At 45.2% G+C, this 13814-nt stretch carries 18 protein-coding genes; 13 read left to right on the forward strand and 5 right to left on the reverse strand.

Annotated elements, in window-relative coordinates; all coding sequences use genetic code 11:
* Both NV381_RS37620 and NV381_RS37625 read right to left on the reverse strand, forming a co-directional pair.
* On the reverse strand, window positions 1-115 hold a 115-nt coding region (locus NV381_RS37620; protein ID WP_258212789.1), incomplete at its 3' end, for a transposase.
* A gap of 693 nt (window positions 116-808) precedes the next feature.
* The gene (locus NV381_RS37625) at window positions 809-970 is read right to left on the reverse strand and encodes a hypothetical protein (protein WP_258218385.1); all 162 of its coding nucleotides are present in this window, start codon (window positions 968-970) and stop codon (window positions 809-811) included.
* A gap of 149 nt (window positions 971-1119) precedes the next feature.
* Between NV381_RS37625 and NV381_RS37630 the strand changes: the two genes are divergently transcribed.
* The 5 genes from NV381_RS37630 (at window position 1120) to NV381_RS37650 (ending at window position 3743) form a co-directional block, all read left to right on the forward strand.
* The gene (locus NV381_RS37630; protein ID WP_258218386.1) at window positions 1120-1575 is read left to right on the forward strand and encodes a DUF948 domain-containing protein; all 456 of its coding nucleotides are present in this window, start codon (window positions 1120-1122) and stop codon (window positions 1573-1575) included.
* 102 nt (window positions 1576-1677) lie between these two features.
* Window positions 1678-2013, forward strand: a complete 336-nt coding sequence (locus NV381_RS37635) for an STAS domain-containing protein (RefSeq protein WP_258218387.1) — start codon at window positions 1678-1680, stop codon at window positions 2011-2013.
* 30 nt (window positions 2014-2043) lie between these two features.
* Window positions 2044-2493: an anti-sigma B factor RsbW gene (gene rsbW, locus NV381_RS37640; protein ID WP_258218388.1), complete on the forward strand. Its 450-nt coding sequence runs from the start codon at window positions 2044-2046 to the stop codon at window positions 2491-2493.
* Window positions 2490-3266, forward strand: a complete 777-nt coding sequence (locus NV381_RS37645; RefSeq protein WP_258218389.1) for a sigma-70 family RNA polymerase sigma factor — start codon at window positions 2490-2492, stop codon at window positions 3264-3266. The genes rsbW and NV381_RS37645 overlap by 4 nt, the downstream gene beginning before the upstream one ends.
* A gap of 165 nt (window positions 3267-3431) precedes the next feature.
* Window positions 3432-3743, forward strand: coding sequence for a hypothetical protein (locus NV381_RS37650; RefSeq protein ID WP_258218390.1), 312 nt, complete (start codon window positions 3432-3434; stop codon window positions 3741-3743).
* A 209-nt stretch (window positions 3744-3952) separates the two neighbouring features.
* Here the strand turns inward: NV381_RS37650 and NV381_RS37655 are convergent, their stop codons facing one another.
* Together NV381_RS37655 and NV381_RS37660 are read right to left on the reverse strand one after the other, a co-directional pair.
* Entirely contained in the window at window positions 3953-4378 is a 426-nt protein-coding gene (locus NV381_RS37655; protein ID WP_258218391.1) for a YtxH domain-containing protein, read from the reverse strand.
* A 35-nt stretch (window positions 4379-4413) separates the two neighbouring features.
* The gene (locus tag NV381_RS37660) at window positions 4414-4674 is read right to left on the reverse strand and encodes a GlsB/YeaQ/YmgE family stress response membrane protein (RefSeq protein ID WP_258218392.1); all 261 of its coding nucleotides are present in this window, start codon (window positions 4672-4674) and stop codon (window positions 4414-4416) included.
* A 243-nt stretch (window positions 4675-4917) separates the two neighbouring features.
* Here NV381_RS37660 and NV381_RS37665 point away from each other — a divergent pair, with 243 nt between their 5' ends.
* From NV381_RS37665 to NV381_RS37685, 5 genes are all read left to right on the forward strand, one after another.
* Entirely contained in the window at window positions 4918-5613 is a 696-nt protein-coding gene (locus NV381_RS37665) for a FadR/GntR family transcriptional regulator (protein ID WP_258218393.1), read from the forward strand.
* Between the two features lie 179 nt (window positions 5614-5792).
* Window positions 5793-7127: an ABC transporter substrate-binding protein gene (locus tag NV381_RS37670; protein WP_171653163.1), complete on the forward strand. Its 1335-nt coding sequence runs from the start codon at window positions 5793-5795 to the stop codon at window positions 7125-7127.
* 240 nt (window positions 7128-7367) lie between these two features.
* The gene (locus tag NV381_RS37675; protein ID WP_258218394.1) at window positions 7368-8246 is read left to right on the forward strand and encodes a carbohydrate ABC transporter permease; all 879 of its coding nucleotides are present in this window, start codon (window positions 7368-7370) and stop codon (window positions 8244-8246) included.
* Window positions 8233-9075 carry a carbohydrate ABC transporter permease gene (locus tag NV381_RS37680; protein ID WP_258218395.1) on the forward strand — a complete coding sequence of 281 codons (843 nt, stop codon included), beginning with the start codon at window positions 8233-8235 and terminating at the stop codon, window positions 9073-9075. The genes NV381_RS37675 and NV381_RS37680 overlap by 14 nt, the downstream gene beginning before the upstream one ends.
* A gap of 382 nt (window positions 9076-9457) precedes the next feature.
* Window positions 9458-10654 (forward strand): enolase C-terminal domain-like protein, encoded by a 1197-nt coding sequence (locus NV381_RS37685; protein ID WP_258218396.1) that lies wholly within the window; start codon window positions 9458-9460, stop codon window positions 10652-10654.
* A gap of 109 nt (window positions 10655-10763) precedes the next feature.
* On the opposite strand, the gene NV381_RS37690 is transcribed toward NV381_RS37685, so the two are convergent.
* Window positions 10764-11375, reverse strand: coding sequence for a TetR/AcrR family transcriptional regulator (locus NV381_RS37690; RefSeq protein ID WP_258218397.1), 612 nt, complete (start codon window positions 11373-11375; stop codon window positions 10764-10766).
* A 181-nt stretch (window positions 11376-11556) separates the two neighbouring features.
* On the opposite strand from NV381_RS37690, the gene NV381_RS38325 reads away from it, so the two are divergent.
* The 3 genes from NV381_RS38325 to NV381_RS37700 all read left to right on the forward strand — a co-directional run.
* Window positions 11557-12276, forward strand: coding sequence for an MFS transporter (locus tag NV381_RS38325; protein ID WP_308862441.1), 720 nt, complete (start codon window positions 11557-11559; stop codon window positions 12274-12276).
* A 17-nt stretch (window positions 12277-12293) separates the two neighbouring features.
* Window positions 12294-13085, forward strand: a complete 792-nt coding sequence (locus tag NV381_RS38330; RefSeq protein ID WP_308862442.1) for an MFS transporter — start codon at window positions 12294-12296, stop codon at window positions 13083-13085.
* Between the two features lie 614 nt (window positions 13086-13699).
* Window positions 13700-13814 (forward strand): transposase (locus NV381_RS37700; protein WP_258212789.1); only part of this gene is annotated, 115 nt, incomplete at its 3' end.

Consider the following 13814-nt stretch of genomic DNA (forward strand, 5'->3'; position numbering starts at 1 on the left):
GTAACGTTCCTGCTGGGATGTTTAACTCTTCTGCAATCTGCGGAACGCTCTTTGTCTGTTCTTGAATGTACTTTACTGTCTTTTCTTTAAACTCATCACTGAACCTCTGTCTCATCTCACCCACACCGGACACCTCTTCCTCTTTGTAATTTAATTATCTGCATTCTCTTATGAGGTGTCCACTTTTTATTCTAGATCTAATCCTCCCGCTAATCTGACCTGAATATTGATAAAAATCAATATAACTGGAAAATGTGCATCTAAATTGGATGGTTTTTGGCATATTGAACAGTATGTTGGAAGTTAACGGGAGGATTTCCATCTAAAGTACAGAAAATGCCGCTTAGTGGAATAAATAACGGGACATTTTCCTGTTAATCGGTAATCGGTGACCTCGTCCCCATATTTCTGCTGACAACGGCCAAAAGAAGCTTGTACTGCGTGGGGTTTGATCGACCGCCGTGTTAAGCCTCAACGCGAAACTCGGGATCTACGCGAGTTGGGGAGCTAGGCCTGCCCGGGATCCGTGCACGTTGGGGAGCTAGGCCTGCTCAGGATCCGTGCGGGTTGGAGCGATAAGCCCGTCCGGGATCCGTGCGCGTTGGAGCGATAGGCCTCGCCCGGGATGACGCTGCCTGCTAACGGCCTGATTGTAAAGTCAGGACGCCTCTCAACGCTATTAACGCTGTAATTTGTTGATGAATTAGAAGAAAAATAAACTATTGAGACTAGGCTTAGTTCATCAACAGTTAGGACCGTCAGGATGTGTGATCCCTGACGGTTTTTCTTTTTCAGCCGATTCATGTCCTTACTGGAAAGCAGGGAATACATAGCGCACGATGAAATACAAAAATCCGAAAAATATGATTATATAAGCGGCGTACTTAATGAAGGTGGAGGCTACCATGCCTTTATCGTACTTTTGCTCGACACTTTTTTTCTCAATTTCTACGTTTTTAAGCTGATCCATCGTTATCACTCCTTATCATGAATTGTATAAAGGTTGATGCTCCCTCTTACCCTTGGTGTTGTGGGGTGAATCAGATTCGTTTCGGAGCACTGCGGGTAAATAGTAGCTAACAAAGCTTAAACCAATTATTTTTATAAGGGGGAAACAACATGGTTGTTCAAATTAGTGTAGCTGTTATTGCGGTGGCCTTTGTTGTCTTGGTAGCTTTTCTGATTGTTACTTTACGCTCGATGACGGCTTTGCTGGCCCAAACCCATACCACGATGCAAAATTTGCAGGTTGAGGTGAAAGGACTTGCCAAGGAAGCCTCCGATGTTCTACGCCATACGAATGCGGTGACGGAAGATGTTTTAAATAAGCTCCATTCGCTTGAACCAACATTCGATTCGATGAAACAGGTAGGAGAGGCTGTCGAAGAAATAACATCAACCGTGAAGCATGCCTCCGTATCGGTCGCAAGGACCATTAAGGACAAAGTGGATGAAGATGTACATAGTCCTGCACTAAGTAAAATAGGAACGGCACTGAAGGCTATTCCTATCCTTGTTGATGTGTGGCAGCAATTCAAGCATCGGCAGGTTCAGGTGCAGACAGGCGCTAAATAAGCTAAATAATCTGATGTTCCGTTGTTTCATTTGAAGTTCAGCGGGGTAATGATAAGATAGATAAAGCATCCGTATGGTGATTTGAAGGAGGATTATAATCGTATGAATCGACAGCATCAATTTGAAATAGAACGACAAGTATCCCCTAACAGTCATTTTTTGTATTTAAAGGGGGAACTGGACTTGGCAAGGGCTGCCGAGCTGCGTGCTGCTGCAGATCCTTACATCGCCGAAACCAGCCGCAGCCTGGTAATTAATTTGAAGGATTTACAGTATATCGACAGTACGGGAATTGGGGTTATCTTATCATTGCTCAAAGCAAGGCATGTCTTGAATGCGCCCATAACTGTCGAGGAAATTCCACCCAAAATTCAGAGGTTATTCGATATGACAGGTCTAACCAGGTTTATCCAGCAAGCATCGAACGAAGTAAATTAGAAAGGCCAAATAGACATGGAAAGAAGTGAAATGAACTTGGAAAATCGTACGGTCAGCATGACATTGCCTGCCGAAGCGGAGTTTATTGATGTGGTTCGTCTTACATTGTATGGATTATGCACAAAAGTGGGGTTTTCTTACGAGGAGATAGAAGATATAAAGGTGGCTGTGGCAGAGGCGTGCAACAATGTAGTTGTACATGCTTATGAGCCTGGTAAAGGCGGGATGATGGAGGTACATTTTGAGCTTATAGAGCATGGACTTCGCATTAAAGTGAAGGACCAGGGCCACAGCTTCAATTTCTCTGAGAAAGCGCCGTTGGCGCAGTCGCTGCATGATAAATCGTTGGAAGAAGCTCAGGTGGGCGGGCTTGGCATCTACCTGATGCAAGCTTTAATGGATGACGTTGAAGTGAACAACGAAGGTGGGACAGAGGTTCTTCTAACCAAACGCTTAAGCAAAAGCGAGGAAATGGTATGAAGGTAAACTCGGAGATTCCGGCACCCAATATCCGCGAGCTGATCATGGAATATCAGCAAACGAGTTGTAACGAAATAGCTACGACTTTATTATTGCAGTTGGAGCCTTTGGTAAAAATGGCTGCAGGAAAAATGTCGCGCAATCGTCCGGACCTCTATGAAGATTTATACCAAGTGGGACAAATGTCGATGCTGCGGCTGTTTAAGCAATTTGACGTTGAGCAGGGTGAGCAATTCGAGCCCTATATGATGAAAAGCGTCATTGGACATATGAAAAATTACTTGCGCGATAAATCGTGGTATGTACAGGTCCCTCGGCGTGTTAAGGAAAAAGGCGGACGCATTCAAGAAGCTATAGACCGGCTGACAGTCCTATTGGAGCGGTCTCCCAATGTAGAGGAGATTGCAGCGGATGTTGAGCTTACGGTTGAGGAAACTATTGAAATATTGGCAGGCAGGGAATATTATCATTATGTTTCGTTGGATACTCCGCTGTCTGCTGAAGAAAGCGGTGCGACCATCGGGGACTTGCTTAGCGAGGATGTCGATGAGTACCGGCAGCTGGAGAATCGATTGGACATGGAACAGGCCATGAAGCTGTTGAAAAAAGAAGAGCAGCGAGTGCTTCAGCTTTCTTATGTCGAAGGCCAATCTCAACGTATGATCGCTCAAGTGTTGGGCGTATCGCAGATGAGTGTATCACGGATTCAGAAGCGGGCTTTAGACAAGCTTAAGGAATATTTTGGAGAATACAGAGGTTTGAGCGATGTATAGCTGCTTATAGATAACACGTCCATTGGGGCGTGTTATTTAAGTTGCCGGTCTTTTTTGGGGAGAAGACGGCTTTCGTTAATTCCCTGGTTCAAATGATTCAACTAATTTGGACTCGGGTAATGAGAGATATGTACCTTATTATCCCAAGAAAAGGCGGTGGGTGTTATGACGATCAGACACAGTATAACATGCGATAGCAGCGATGTATTGGTACGTGAGACAGGTCCTCAGTCGTATGAAGTCAGCATTCAGGCTCAGGTTAATCCATTGGGTAAGGGCAACGTCATTGAGACATTCATCAGGCTGGAGGAGGCTATAGTGGCAGCTGAGCATTTCTGCAAATTGTATTCAACAGCCAAGGAGCAGGGTTACCATTTGGAGGGCGCCTACTTTGTAAAGGTGGACAAGCCCAAGCATCATGTAGGTCAGCTGCTGCAGGAAAGAAAGTCTCCTGATGCTCTTGCTCTCATACTCTAAGGAAGTCTTGCAACGAAGCTTACGCAGTCTGTCTGAGGATGATCCTCGGGCAGACTTTGTCATGTATGTAGGGGCTGGTGCTGCCCATATGCCCAAAACAGTGTCTTTCCTGGCTAAAGTCTTGCACATGAAAAGCGTCACTTGCTATGGATAGCAAGTGACGCTTAGGAGTAACTTGATTAAACAATGTTTAATGTAAGCTCAAGCCGTTATGCCTTTTGAAAAGGACGATGCTGCTGGACATTGTCCAGTGCTTCATGAGCGGCATCCCCTGCACGATCAGTCGCTTTATCCAGCGTTTGTGCGGCTTGGTCCGTTATTTGATGAGCGGATTCGGACAAGGCGTCGGTGGCTTTGCGAGCAACTGATATCGCTGCGTCTGTTCCCTCGTGTGCCTTGTCCAGTAATTGAGTACCTTGCTCAGCTGCTCGTTGGATCGTATCGGCTGTTTTAGTTCTAGCTTGATCCATCCAGTCCTGACCCATGGTCTGAAGGGTATGAAGCGAGTCCTTCAAATCCTCCCGCAGCTCACGCCCCGATTTGGGTGCTAGCAGAAGTGCGATAAGCGCCCCTGCGGCTCCCCCCACAATGGTTCCTATCAATAAACTATTGCTCTTTGTCTCTGCAGTTGCCATGTCTATCCACTCCTTTTACATAGTTTACTTCGAATTTACGAGGTTCTGCTGTTTAAGACTCTGGATAATAGCGTCAATAGGAGTACAAAGATTGCCGCTCCTATGATGGCTGGCACTACGGCGAAGCCGCCGATTACGGGGCCCCAAGAACCTAGAAGCAACGCGCCCAGCCATGCACCGACAAAGCCGGCAACCATAGAGCCAATGATGCCTCCTGGCATACCGCCAGGTGCTATCGCGGAACCGATGGCTCCGATGACGATTGCCATGACGATGGTTATCAGCAAGCTGATCATCACCCTCACGCTCCCTTCCTATGGGTTACCTTGCATGAGCTATATTACCCTTGTTCATTTTCAATGAAACAAAGCCAGGTGGCGCCTGATGAATTCCAGTATGAGCTTTCTTGTAACAACGGGAAGGACGATCTTTAATTGAGGGAAAGAGAAGATTTTTTTCTTGCATTTTGGACATGTTGCTGATACTATTATTTACGGCGATAACTTGTATGACATGTTATGAGTAAGGTGGTGAACTAAATGAGTTTAACAAGCATTGACAAACAAAATATCGTCGACGAAGTGTATGCCCAAATTAAAACTAATATTGTAAACGGTACCTGGAAGCCTGGTGACAAGATTCCTTCTGAGCATGACTTATGTCAAATGTTCAAGGTAAGCAGAGTCAGTGTAAGAAGCGCTATTCAGAAGATGAGAGCGATTGGAATCATCACTACCCGACATGGACAAGGGTCCTTTGTTTCGCAATCGATTCAGGATCGGATTTTGAATGATTTGACCCCGATCATGAATATTACGGAAAAAGAATTTATGGATATGATGGAGTTTCGGGAAACGATTGAATTCAAATGTATTGACCTGGCTGTTCTTAGAGCGGACGAGGAGGATATTCGATCCATCGAGCAAGCTCTTGAAAAAATGGTGGCAGGCCGAAGCGATTATAAAAAATATACCGCTGCCGATATTGAATTTCACGTAGCTATTGCTAAAGCTTCCAAAAATGAAATTTTATATCAAGTAGTGAAAAACACTCATGCTTACTCTGAGTTTCTGGAGGAGCTCAATCGCGTATTTGGCGTCAGTCAAGAAAGCGTGCAAGGACATATCGAGCAGTTCGAAGCTTTAAAGAGACGAGACAGTGAAGCCGTTAAAGCTTTGATCAAAACAGGTATGAATGAAAATATACAAAAGCTGAGGGAAAGAAACGATCCCTAAACAACGAGCTTTTTTCACACTAACTTGTATGACATCATACGTAATACAATGATTCGATTGCGATTGTAAGGTAACCACAGAATACTGAACTTTGGTTCCAAACACCTTAAATAGGCATCCGGTGAACCTTGCATTAACAATATAGAGCATGAAGTTATTACATACATGGAGGGGTAACGATGAATAAGAAGATGGCAAAATTGGGGCTGCTTTCTGCACTGGCATTGACTGTTGGTCTAACAGGTTGTGGAGCAAAACCGGAGGCTTCTACAGGAAAAACAGCAGCAGGAGCAGATAATCAGGCTGGAAAGCCCGTAACTATCAAAATTATCTCCGTGTCTCAAACAGAAAAGCCGGACGGTCCTGCTGAGAAGGAAATGGCCGATGAATATATGCGCCTTCATCCTAACGTTAAGATTGAGTTTATCGGAGTGCCTTTGAACGATTTGTTTAAAAAGCTGACAACTCTTGCAACTGCTGGAGATTTGCCGGATGCATTCACGAATACGCCTGAATTCATGAGAACAGCATATGGAATGAATATTACTGCGGATTTAACCAAGCTGTTGGGCGATCAATATTTAAAAGAGTTTTATCCGTACATTGTAGAAGAATCGAGCGTTGACGGCAAACTCCAATTTTTCCCATGGAATGCTACACCGCAAGCATTGGTCTATCGCGGGGATTGGTTCGAAGCTGAAGGTCTGAAAGCGCCAGAAACATGGGATGATTTTGTAACTGTTGCGAAGAAGCTGACCAAGGATACGAATGGTGACGGCAAGCCTGATCAATGGGGCTTCGGTATGGTAGGTACACGTAACTCTTCTGGCGGTTCACGCTTCATTCCGGTTCTGCGTTCATTTGGTGCGGACGAGTTAAGACAAGATGCAAGCGGCAAATGGGTAACAGATTTGGAGTCGCCTAAAGCGAAGGAAGCTTTCCAATTTTACGGCGATTTGTTCACGAAACATGGCGTTGTACCTCCAGGCGTGACAGAAACAGGCTTCCCGGAAGCGGCTACTTTGATGGCTAACGGTAAGGTGGGAATGTTGATCAGCGGTCCGAACGCTTTCGGTACTATACTGGCTCAAAACCCGAGTCTTAAAGGTAAGCTCTATAGCGCACCGATTCCTAAGAAGGAAAAGAATGTATCTACCTTTGGGCTGATTGGCTATTCCGTCTCTGAACAAAGCAAAAATAAAGAAGCGGTTGTCGACTACCTGAAATTCGTTGTTAATAAAGAAAACTCGTTAAAATGGAACGCTGTAAGCGGACGTTTGCCAACGAGAGTAGATGTAGGCGAAAGTCAGCAGTTGAATACGCCGGAGATGGTCGGCTTTTCCAAGTCCATAGCGAACGCATTCCATGTGCCGAATTTCTCTACTTATACGCAGTTCCAAGACATTGTAGCTGAAGCTTATCAGATGCTCTTGGCTAAAGGCGGAGATGTGGATGCGGCTACTAAAAAAGCGGCTGCCCGCGCCAACGATTTGATCCAAAAAGAGGGCAAGTAAGCTCTAATTGAATGATCGAGGGGGATTTCCTCCCCCTCTTTTTTTATAATAACAGACTTTATAAGTTTTCAGCGGAGCTGAACAAGTCTGTTATTGCAAGAAAAGCTACCGCTAAGACACGAATGTATCTTCATCGAATGGGCTTCGAATAAAAGCTTTTCTTACGAAAACATGAACAAACAAGATTATGCTTACGGTACAAGTTTTTGCTGATGCAAAAGCTCTTTAGGAGGAGGAAACGTGAAACAATCCATAGCCAGAACCGAGTGGGCGGGATATTGGTTTATACTGCCTGCGGCAATTACTTTAATTTTGCTGGTAACCTATCCACTGATTTACGGAGCCTACATTAGTTTCTTCAATACGAATCTAGTGAACAAATGGGATTTTGTAGGGCTAAGCCATTATCTCGATATTTTTTCCAACTGGGATTTTGTCACCCGTATTTGGTTGACGCTTAAATATACATTCTTTACGGTAGCGGGCCATTTTGTGTTGGGGATGGGGCTTGCCCTGGTTTTAAATATGAATTTACCTGGCCGTACTTTTTTTAGAGCGATTTTGATTCTTCCTTGGCTGCTTCCTGAAGTAGTGGTAGGGCTTTTATGGAAGTGGTTGTTTAATCCGATGTACGGACTGTTTAATCATTTTCTCATGAAAATGAACTTAATCAGTGAGCCGGTTTCCTGGCTTGGAGATAACACCTATGCCTTTATGGCTATCATAATCGTCTGCATATGGAAGGGCTATCCGATGGTTATGATGCTGCTGTTAGCGGGCCTTCAATCCATATCGCAGGATATGTACGAAGCGGCCAAGATAGACGGATGCAATCGGTTCAAGTCATTCCGTTATGTCACTCTTCCCAGCTTGATGCCGGTCCTGATGGTTACGTTGATTTTGGATACGGTGTGGTGGTTCAAGCATTTCACTATGATCTGGATTTTGACGCAAGGTGGACCGGGTGACGCAACGAACGTCGTCAGTATTGACATCTTCAAAAATGCTTTCGAGTTTTTTGATTTCGGTAAAGCTGCTGCCATGGCCGTCGTTGTATTTTTCGTATGCTTCTTGATCGGATTTGTGTATAGGAGGCTGTTTGACAATGGCAATGACTAAAAGGAAAGACAAAGTTTTCAATAGCGTCATGTATTTAATTATGGTTGTAGCCTCGCTTATCGTGCTGGTTCCGACCTTATGGATGGTTTCCACAGCGTTTAAGCCCAATGACGAAGTGATGGTTACCCCGCCTCAATGGATTCCGGATGCTCCGACCTGGGAATCGTTCATTCGTATTTGGAATGACTATCCTTTTGCCACTTATTTCGCTAACAGTGTATATATCGTGCTTGCTGCGACCATCATTTCGTTGGTGTTTTCCGCCATGGCGGGTTATGGGGCATCGAGGTTTCGTTTTCGTGGCAAAAGCGCCTTCTTAACCTTTCTGCTGGTAACGCAGATGTTCCCTTCGATTATGCTGCTTATTCCATTCTATAAAGTGTTGAAGACGCTGGGATTAATTGATACTCACATGGGTCTCATTCTCGTGTATATATCATTCACTATTCCATTCTGCACCTGGATGATGATGGGCTTCTTTCAAGGCATTCCGAAGGAGCTGGATGAAGCGGCAACCATTGACGGATGCGGTAGAATTCGTACTTTCGTACAAATCATTTTACCTTTATCTTTGCCTGGTATAGCTGCCACGGCGATCTATTCTTTCCTGCAGGGCTGGAATGAATATATGTTCGCATTGATTCTGACTACATCGGAAGAAATGAAAACATTGCCGGTAGGAATTGGACAATTGAACGGCTTCTATAAAATCGTTTGGAATGATATGATGGCAGCTTCGTTCGTGTCCAGCTTGCCGCTTGTTATTTTATTCTTATTTTTGCAAAAGTACTTTATTAGCAGTTTGACGGCAGGGGCCGTCAAGCAATAGACCAGGAGCCTGTCCGACGATTTAATCTTCGTGAATATGTATTCATGTGGTTATGGAGGGATAAGGGAATGGTACGGAAAGTTTACGGCCGCCCTGGTCGTCACCTTCGGTGACTGCTCGGGTATGCAGCCTACCTTTGAAATGAAGTTGTTGCCGCAAGGTAAGTTAAAGACAACTTTAATTCCCGGGGCCCCCGCAAAGTATTCGGAAGCTTCTCCAACGCATAATCTTCACTTTGTGGGGTGGAGTAGCGGTGGAGTGCCATCCCTTTCCTGCAATAACCACAGCAGTGAATACATATTCACATAATTATTTTTGTCGGACAGACTACTGCATAAACAGATAGAGATAAACAACAGGATAAGACAAGGGAGAGAACTGTATGATTACAATTAGAGATGTTAAAACCATTTTGACTGCTCCGGAAGGAATCAATCTGGTCGTAGTTAAAATTGAAACCTCGGAGCCGGGCCTTTTCGGTCTGGGCTGTGCAACTTTTACACAAAGATATTTGTCGGTTGCTAACGTAGTGGACAATTATTTAAAGCCGTTTTTGATAGGAAAAGATGTACAACGGATCGAGGATATTTGGCAAACTGCGATGGTGAGCGGCTACTGGCGGAATGGACCTGAATTGAATAATGCGCTGTCCGGCGTTGACATGGCCCTATGGGATATTAAAGGGAAGCTGGCTGAGATGCCGGTGTATCAACTGCTGGGTGGAAAATGCCGCGAGGGAGCCGCTGTTTATAAGCATGCGGACGGCAGCAGCGTGGAAGAAGTGGAAGCCAATGCAAAAGCTTATATGGAGCAAGGCTACCGTTATATCCGCTGCCAGATGGGCTTGTACGGAGGCCGTGGCGCCACTATAACGAAACCTGAGAATGCGCTTGACGGTGCTTATTATGATCCCAAAGCCTATATGAGAAGCATTGTTGGGCTGTTTGAACATCTTCGCAGCAAGCTGGGTTGGGAAGTAGAATTCATTCATGACGTGCATGAGCGCTTGACTCCGATCGATGCGGTAAACTTTGCCAAGCAAATGGAAAAGTTCCAATTGTTTTATTTGGAGGATGCGCTGCCTCCGGAACAAATTGAATGGTTTAAAAACATTCGCCAGCACAGTACAACTCCGCTCGCAATGGGAGAGCTGTTTAACAATCCGAATGAATGGGTTCCTTTGATTGCAAACCGCCTTATTGATTTCATTCGCATCCATGTCAGCCAGATCGGCGGTATTACGCCGGCCAAGAAGGTTATCTCCTTGGCAGAGACATTTGGTGTACGCACAGCTTGGCACGGTCCTGGCGATGTGTCACCAGTAGGCCATGCGGCGAATGTCCACTTGGATGTTAGCAGCATTAATTTCGGCATACAGGAATGGAATGGCTTCAAGGACGAAGTGCATGAAGTGTTCTCAGGCATACCTGAAGTGCGCAATGGCTACGTCTATCCGAATGAAAAGCCAGGTCTTGGTGTTGATATTGACGAGAAAATGGCAGCCAAGTTCCCATGCTCCAATGTACTTCCGGCATGGACATTGGCCAGACTGCCTGACGGAACTTCGTTCCGTCCATAAGATACCGGCTTACCGCCGCTCAAATCCGATAATGGATTTGGGCGGTTTTTTTGCGATATGGAGTGAGCGAAGAAGTCCCCCCTATACACTCTGGAACAACCGAGCGGAGTCACTGCCCACTAACGCTTGTAGGACCAAGCATGTGCAAACGCATCAGCTGCGTAGCCATATATTTAGGCGAATAAGGCATATCATTTTCCAGCCAATACATAATGATGCCCAGATGAGCAGATGTTGAGTAACGGATAATGATATCTCTGGGTATCATGAGCTGACGGTCATTAGGTTGAGCTAAAGTGGATCTATGATAAAGCGCATCCCGAATTACGTGCTCCATACGAACCGCAAAGCCAGGCAAACCATTCGCACCTAGCATGACCTTGTAAAACCGGGAGTAGGCAGCAATATGCTCAAACTGGCGAATAAACGAGTGAGGCGGCGTATGCGCATCCATACATAAATCATCGGCTTCAAAGGCGGGAGGCAATTGAATAGCAGCTAAAAACTCATGCAGCATTTCGGCGACAATTTTATCTAATAGATCATGCTTATCTTGATAGTGAAGGTAAAATGTAGCACGATTGATTTCCGCACGCTCAGTAATGTCCCGAACTGTGGTATGGTCGAAACCTTTTTCATCCATTAATGAAATCATTGCATCTCTGATGACATTAAGGGTGCGCTTAATACGAGGATCAAGCGTATCATTTTTTTTAGACATGAATGGCTCCTTTGTTTAACATATTCACCTTAAGCAGCATCCTGCAAGGTTATGCCGATTATACGACGTTTGTTTGGAAATTGTTGGTTGCGGACCTTCCTGATTAACATTTATTATAATCAACACAACATTGCAATTGCAACACAGTGTTGATTAACTGAGAGGGAAGGAATGTGTAGAAATGTCCATGGAAAATCGAAAAACAGGATTAATTACGACGGGTTTATTGATTGGAATGATTCTATCCTCTTTGGACCAGACCATTGTTTCAACAGCCATGCCGACTATTATTAAAAAGCTAGGAGGACTTCCCCTTTATAGCTGGGTATTTGCCATCTATATGCTGGCGTTGACAACAACCATGCCGATTTACGGTAAGCTGGCCGATTTATTTGGTCGACGGAAGATATACTTGATCGGTTTGCTTATATTTCTTGCAGGCTCCGCTTTATGCGGTATGGCTGGAAATATGGTAGAACTGATTATTTTCAGAGGCGTGCAGGGCCTGGGGGCCGGAGCTTTAATGACCGTTGCTTTTACGATTATCGGGGATATTCTTCCTCCTGAACGACGAGGCAAATTTATGGGGCTCTTCGGTGCCATATTCGCAATAGCCAGTATCCTCGGGCCAACGCTTGGGGGAGCCATCGTCGAGTATTGGAATTGGAGCTGGATTTTTTATGTGAATATTCCAATTGGCATACCCGCTTTCTTCATAATTGCTATAGCACTGAAAGAAAGTAAGAGCAATGAGAAACGTTCTGTTGATTGGTTTGGTGCGATTACATTGAGCGGCGCAATCGTTTCTATTCTTCTTGCGCTGGTATTGGGTGGAATCAGGAGGGAGATGCCATTCATTTTGCTTGGGGGTCACCGCAAATCGTTACATTGTTTGGCATAGGAGCATTACTCCTCGGTTTGTTTCTATGGATTGAAACGAAAGTGAAGGAGCCTATCATTCCCCTGCAGCTGTTCAAAATTCGTGCGATCGCCTTCGGCAGCATCGCCGGATTTTTTATGAGTGCGGGAATGTTCGGCGCGATCACGTACATTCCCCTCTATGTACAGGGGGTAATTGGAGTAAGTCCATCCATCGCCGGCTACATTTTAACGCCTCTAATGGTATCCGCAGCCGTGACATCGACAGCTAGCGGACGATGGATGAACCAAGCATCGTTTCGCATGATTCTGGTCCCCAGCTTGAGTATGATGGCAATCGGATTTATTTTGCTCAGTCAAATGACCGTGGACACAACAAAGCTCCAAATTGTCCTGTGCATGATCATTACCGGACTGGGTATGGGAGCCGTGTATCCTACACTTGGCACAGCTGCACAGAGCGCGGTGGAGGGAAGAGATCGTGGTGTTGCCACCTCCTCATCCCAATTTTTCCGCTCCATGGGGGGAACGATTGGAGTCAGCATATTGGGCAGTTTGCTGGCACAGCAGATGACATCGGGCTTGATTCATCTCAGCGCCAAGCTGGCTGCCCTTCCAGCAGATCAGCTGCAGCGCTATAGTAATCCGCAGCTGCTGATGGATTCCGAGGCACGTGCTTCCATGCCGCAAGAAGTGTGGCTTGGGCTGCAGCAGGTGCTCAGCCATTCCCTGAACACCTTGTTTCTGGCGGGGTTATTCTCTGTAGGAATCAGTCTCATCGCATGTATCCTTATGGGAAATGCTAGATTAATTAAAACTTCTAAAGGTTGAGAGGTACCCTGGTAGAAAAAGGGTTTGCACATGGTTGGGCTGTCTCAAAAGTCATTTTTGGACAGCTCCATCACCACTTTATCCTGAATATAGGATTGCAAAAGACCTCGATTCCACTTTTCGGATTAAGGGTGCTTTTGCACATCTTATTGGATTCATTCACTTCACTAGCATTTATCCTTTTGAAACAGCCCCTTCTTGGGCATTCTCAGCGAAATGCTAGAGATGAGGTCATTTTCCAACGCGTTTTAATCTCGGGGAGCGGGGTTCGGGTGGGGGTGGGGTTCGGTTACGGCTTTGCATGGCAGCCCAGCATGGCTTGGTGTTATATCCGCTGGAACACCTATTGAGATTAACCGGCTTGCTGTCCAAGCAGACTTATGAATCGTGATCTCCGCGTAATTAACAGGAAAATGTCATGTTAATTGTTCCGAAAAATAGCGTTCATAGCCCTATAGCTGGAATTTCTCCTGCTAATTCTAAGGATTTTGCCTGATATCATCAGAATCGCTTATATTAGCAGGAGTTTTAGATCTAGAATAAAAAGTGGACACCTCATAAGAGAATGCAGATAATTAAATTACAAAGAGGAAGAGGTGTCCGGTGTGGGTGAGATGAGACAGAGGTTCAGTGATGAGTTTAAAGAAAAGACAGTAAAGTACATTCAAGAACAGACAAAGAGCGTTCCGCAGATTGCAGAAGAGTTAAACATCCCAGCAGGAACGTTAC

It is taken from the genome of Paenibacillus radicis (ex Xue et al. 2023) (genome assembly GCF_024722015.1).
Classification (GTDB): domain Bacteria; phylum Bacillota; class Bacilli; order Paenibacillales; family NBRC-103111; genus Paenibacillus_S.

Excerpts from the sequence above, each read along its gene's own strand:
- NV381_RS37625 (WP_258218385.1), bottom strand. The coding sequence starts at position 970 with ATGGATCAGCTTAAAAACGTAGAAATTGAGAAAAAAAGTGTCGAGCAA.
- NV381_RS37630 (WP_258218386.1), top strand. The coding sequence starts at position 1,120 with ATGGTTGTTCAAATTAGTGTAGCTGTTATTGCGGTGGCCTTTGTTGTC.
- NV381_RS37635 (WP_258218387.1), top strand. The coding sequence starts at position 1,678 with ATGAATCGACAGCATCAATTTGAAATAGAACGACAAGTATCCCCTAAC.
- rsbW (WP_258218388.1), top strand. The coding sequence starts at position 2,044 with ATGAACTTGGAAAATCGTACGGTCAGCATGACATTGCCTGCCGAAGCG.
- NV381_RS37645 (WP_258218389.1), top strand. The coding sequence starts at position 2,490 with ATGAAGGTAAACTCGGAGATTCCGGCACCCAATATCCGCGAGCTGATC.
- NV381_RS37650 (WP_258218390.1), top strand. The coding sequence starts at position 3,432 with ATGACGATCAGACACAGTATAACATGCGATAGCAGCGATGTATTGGTA.
- NV381_RS37655 (WP_258218391.1), bottom strand. The coding sequence starts at position 4,378 with ATGGCAACTGCAGAGACAAAGAGCAATAGTTTATTGATAGGAACCATT.
- NV381_RS37660 (WP_258218392.1), bottom strand. The coding sequence starts at position 4,674 with ATGATCAGCTTGCTGATAACCATCGTCATGGCAATCGTCATCGGAGCC.
- NV381_RS37665 (WP_258218393.1), top strand. The coding sequence starts at position 4,918 with ATGAGTTTAACAAGCATTGACAAACAAAATATCGTCGACGAAGTGTAT.
- NV381_RS37670 (WP_171653163.1), top strand. The coding sequence starts at position 5,793 with ATGAATAAGAAGATGGCAAAATTGGGGCTGCTTTCTGCACTGGCATTG.
- NV381_RS37680 (WP_258218395.1), top strand. The coding sequence starts at position 8,233 with ATGGCAATGACTAAAAGGAAAGACAAAGTTTTCAATAGCGTCATGTAT.
- NV381_RS37685 (WP_258218396.1), top strand. The coding sequence starts at position 9,458 with ATGATTACAATTAGAGATGTTAAAACCATTTTGACTGCTCCGGAAGGA.
- NV381_RS37690 (WP_258218397.1), bottom strand. The coding sequence starts at position 11,375 with ATGTCTAAAAAAAATGATACGCTTGATCCTCGTATTAAGCGCACCCTT.
- NV381_RS38325 (WP_308862441.1), top strand. The coding sequence starts at position 11,557 with ATGTCCATGGAAAATCGAAAAACAGGATTAATTACGACGGGTTTATTG.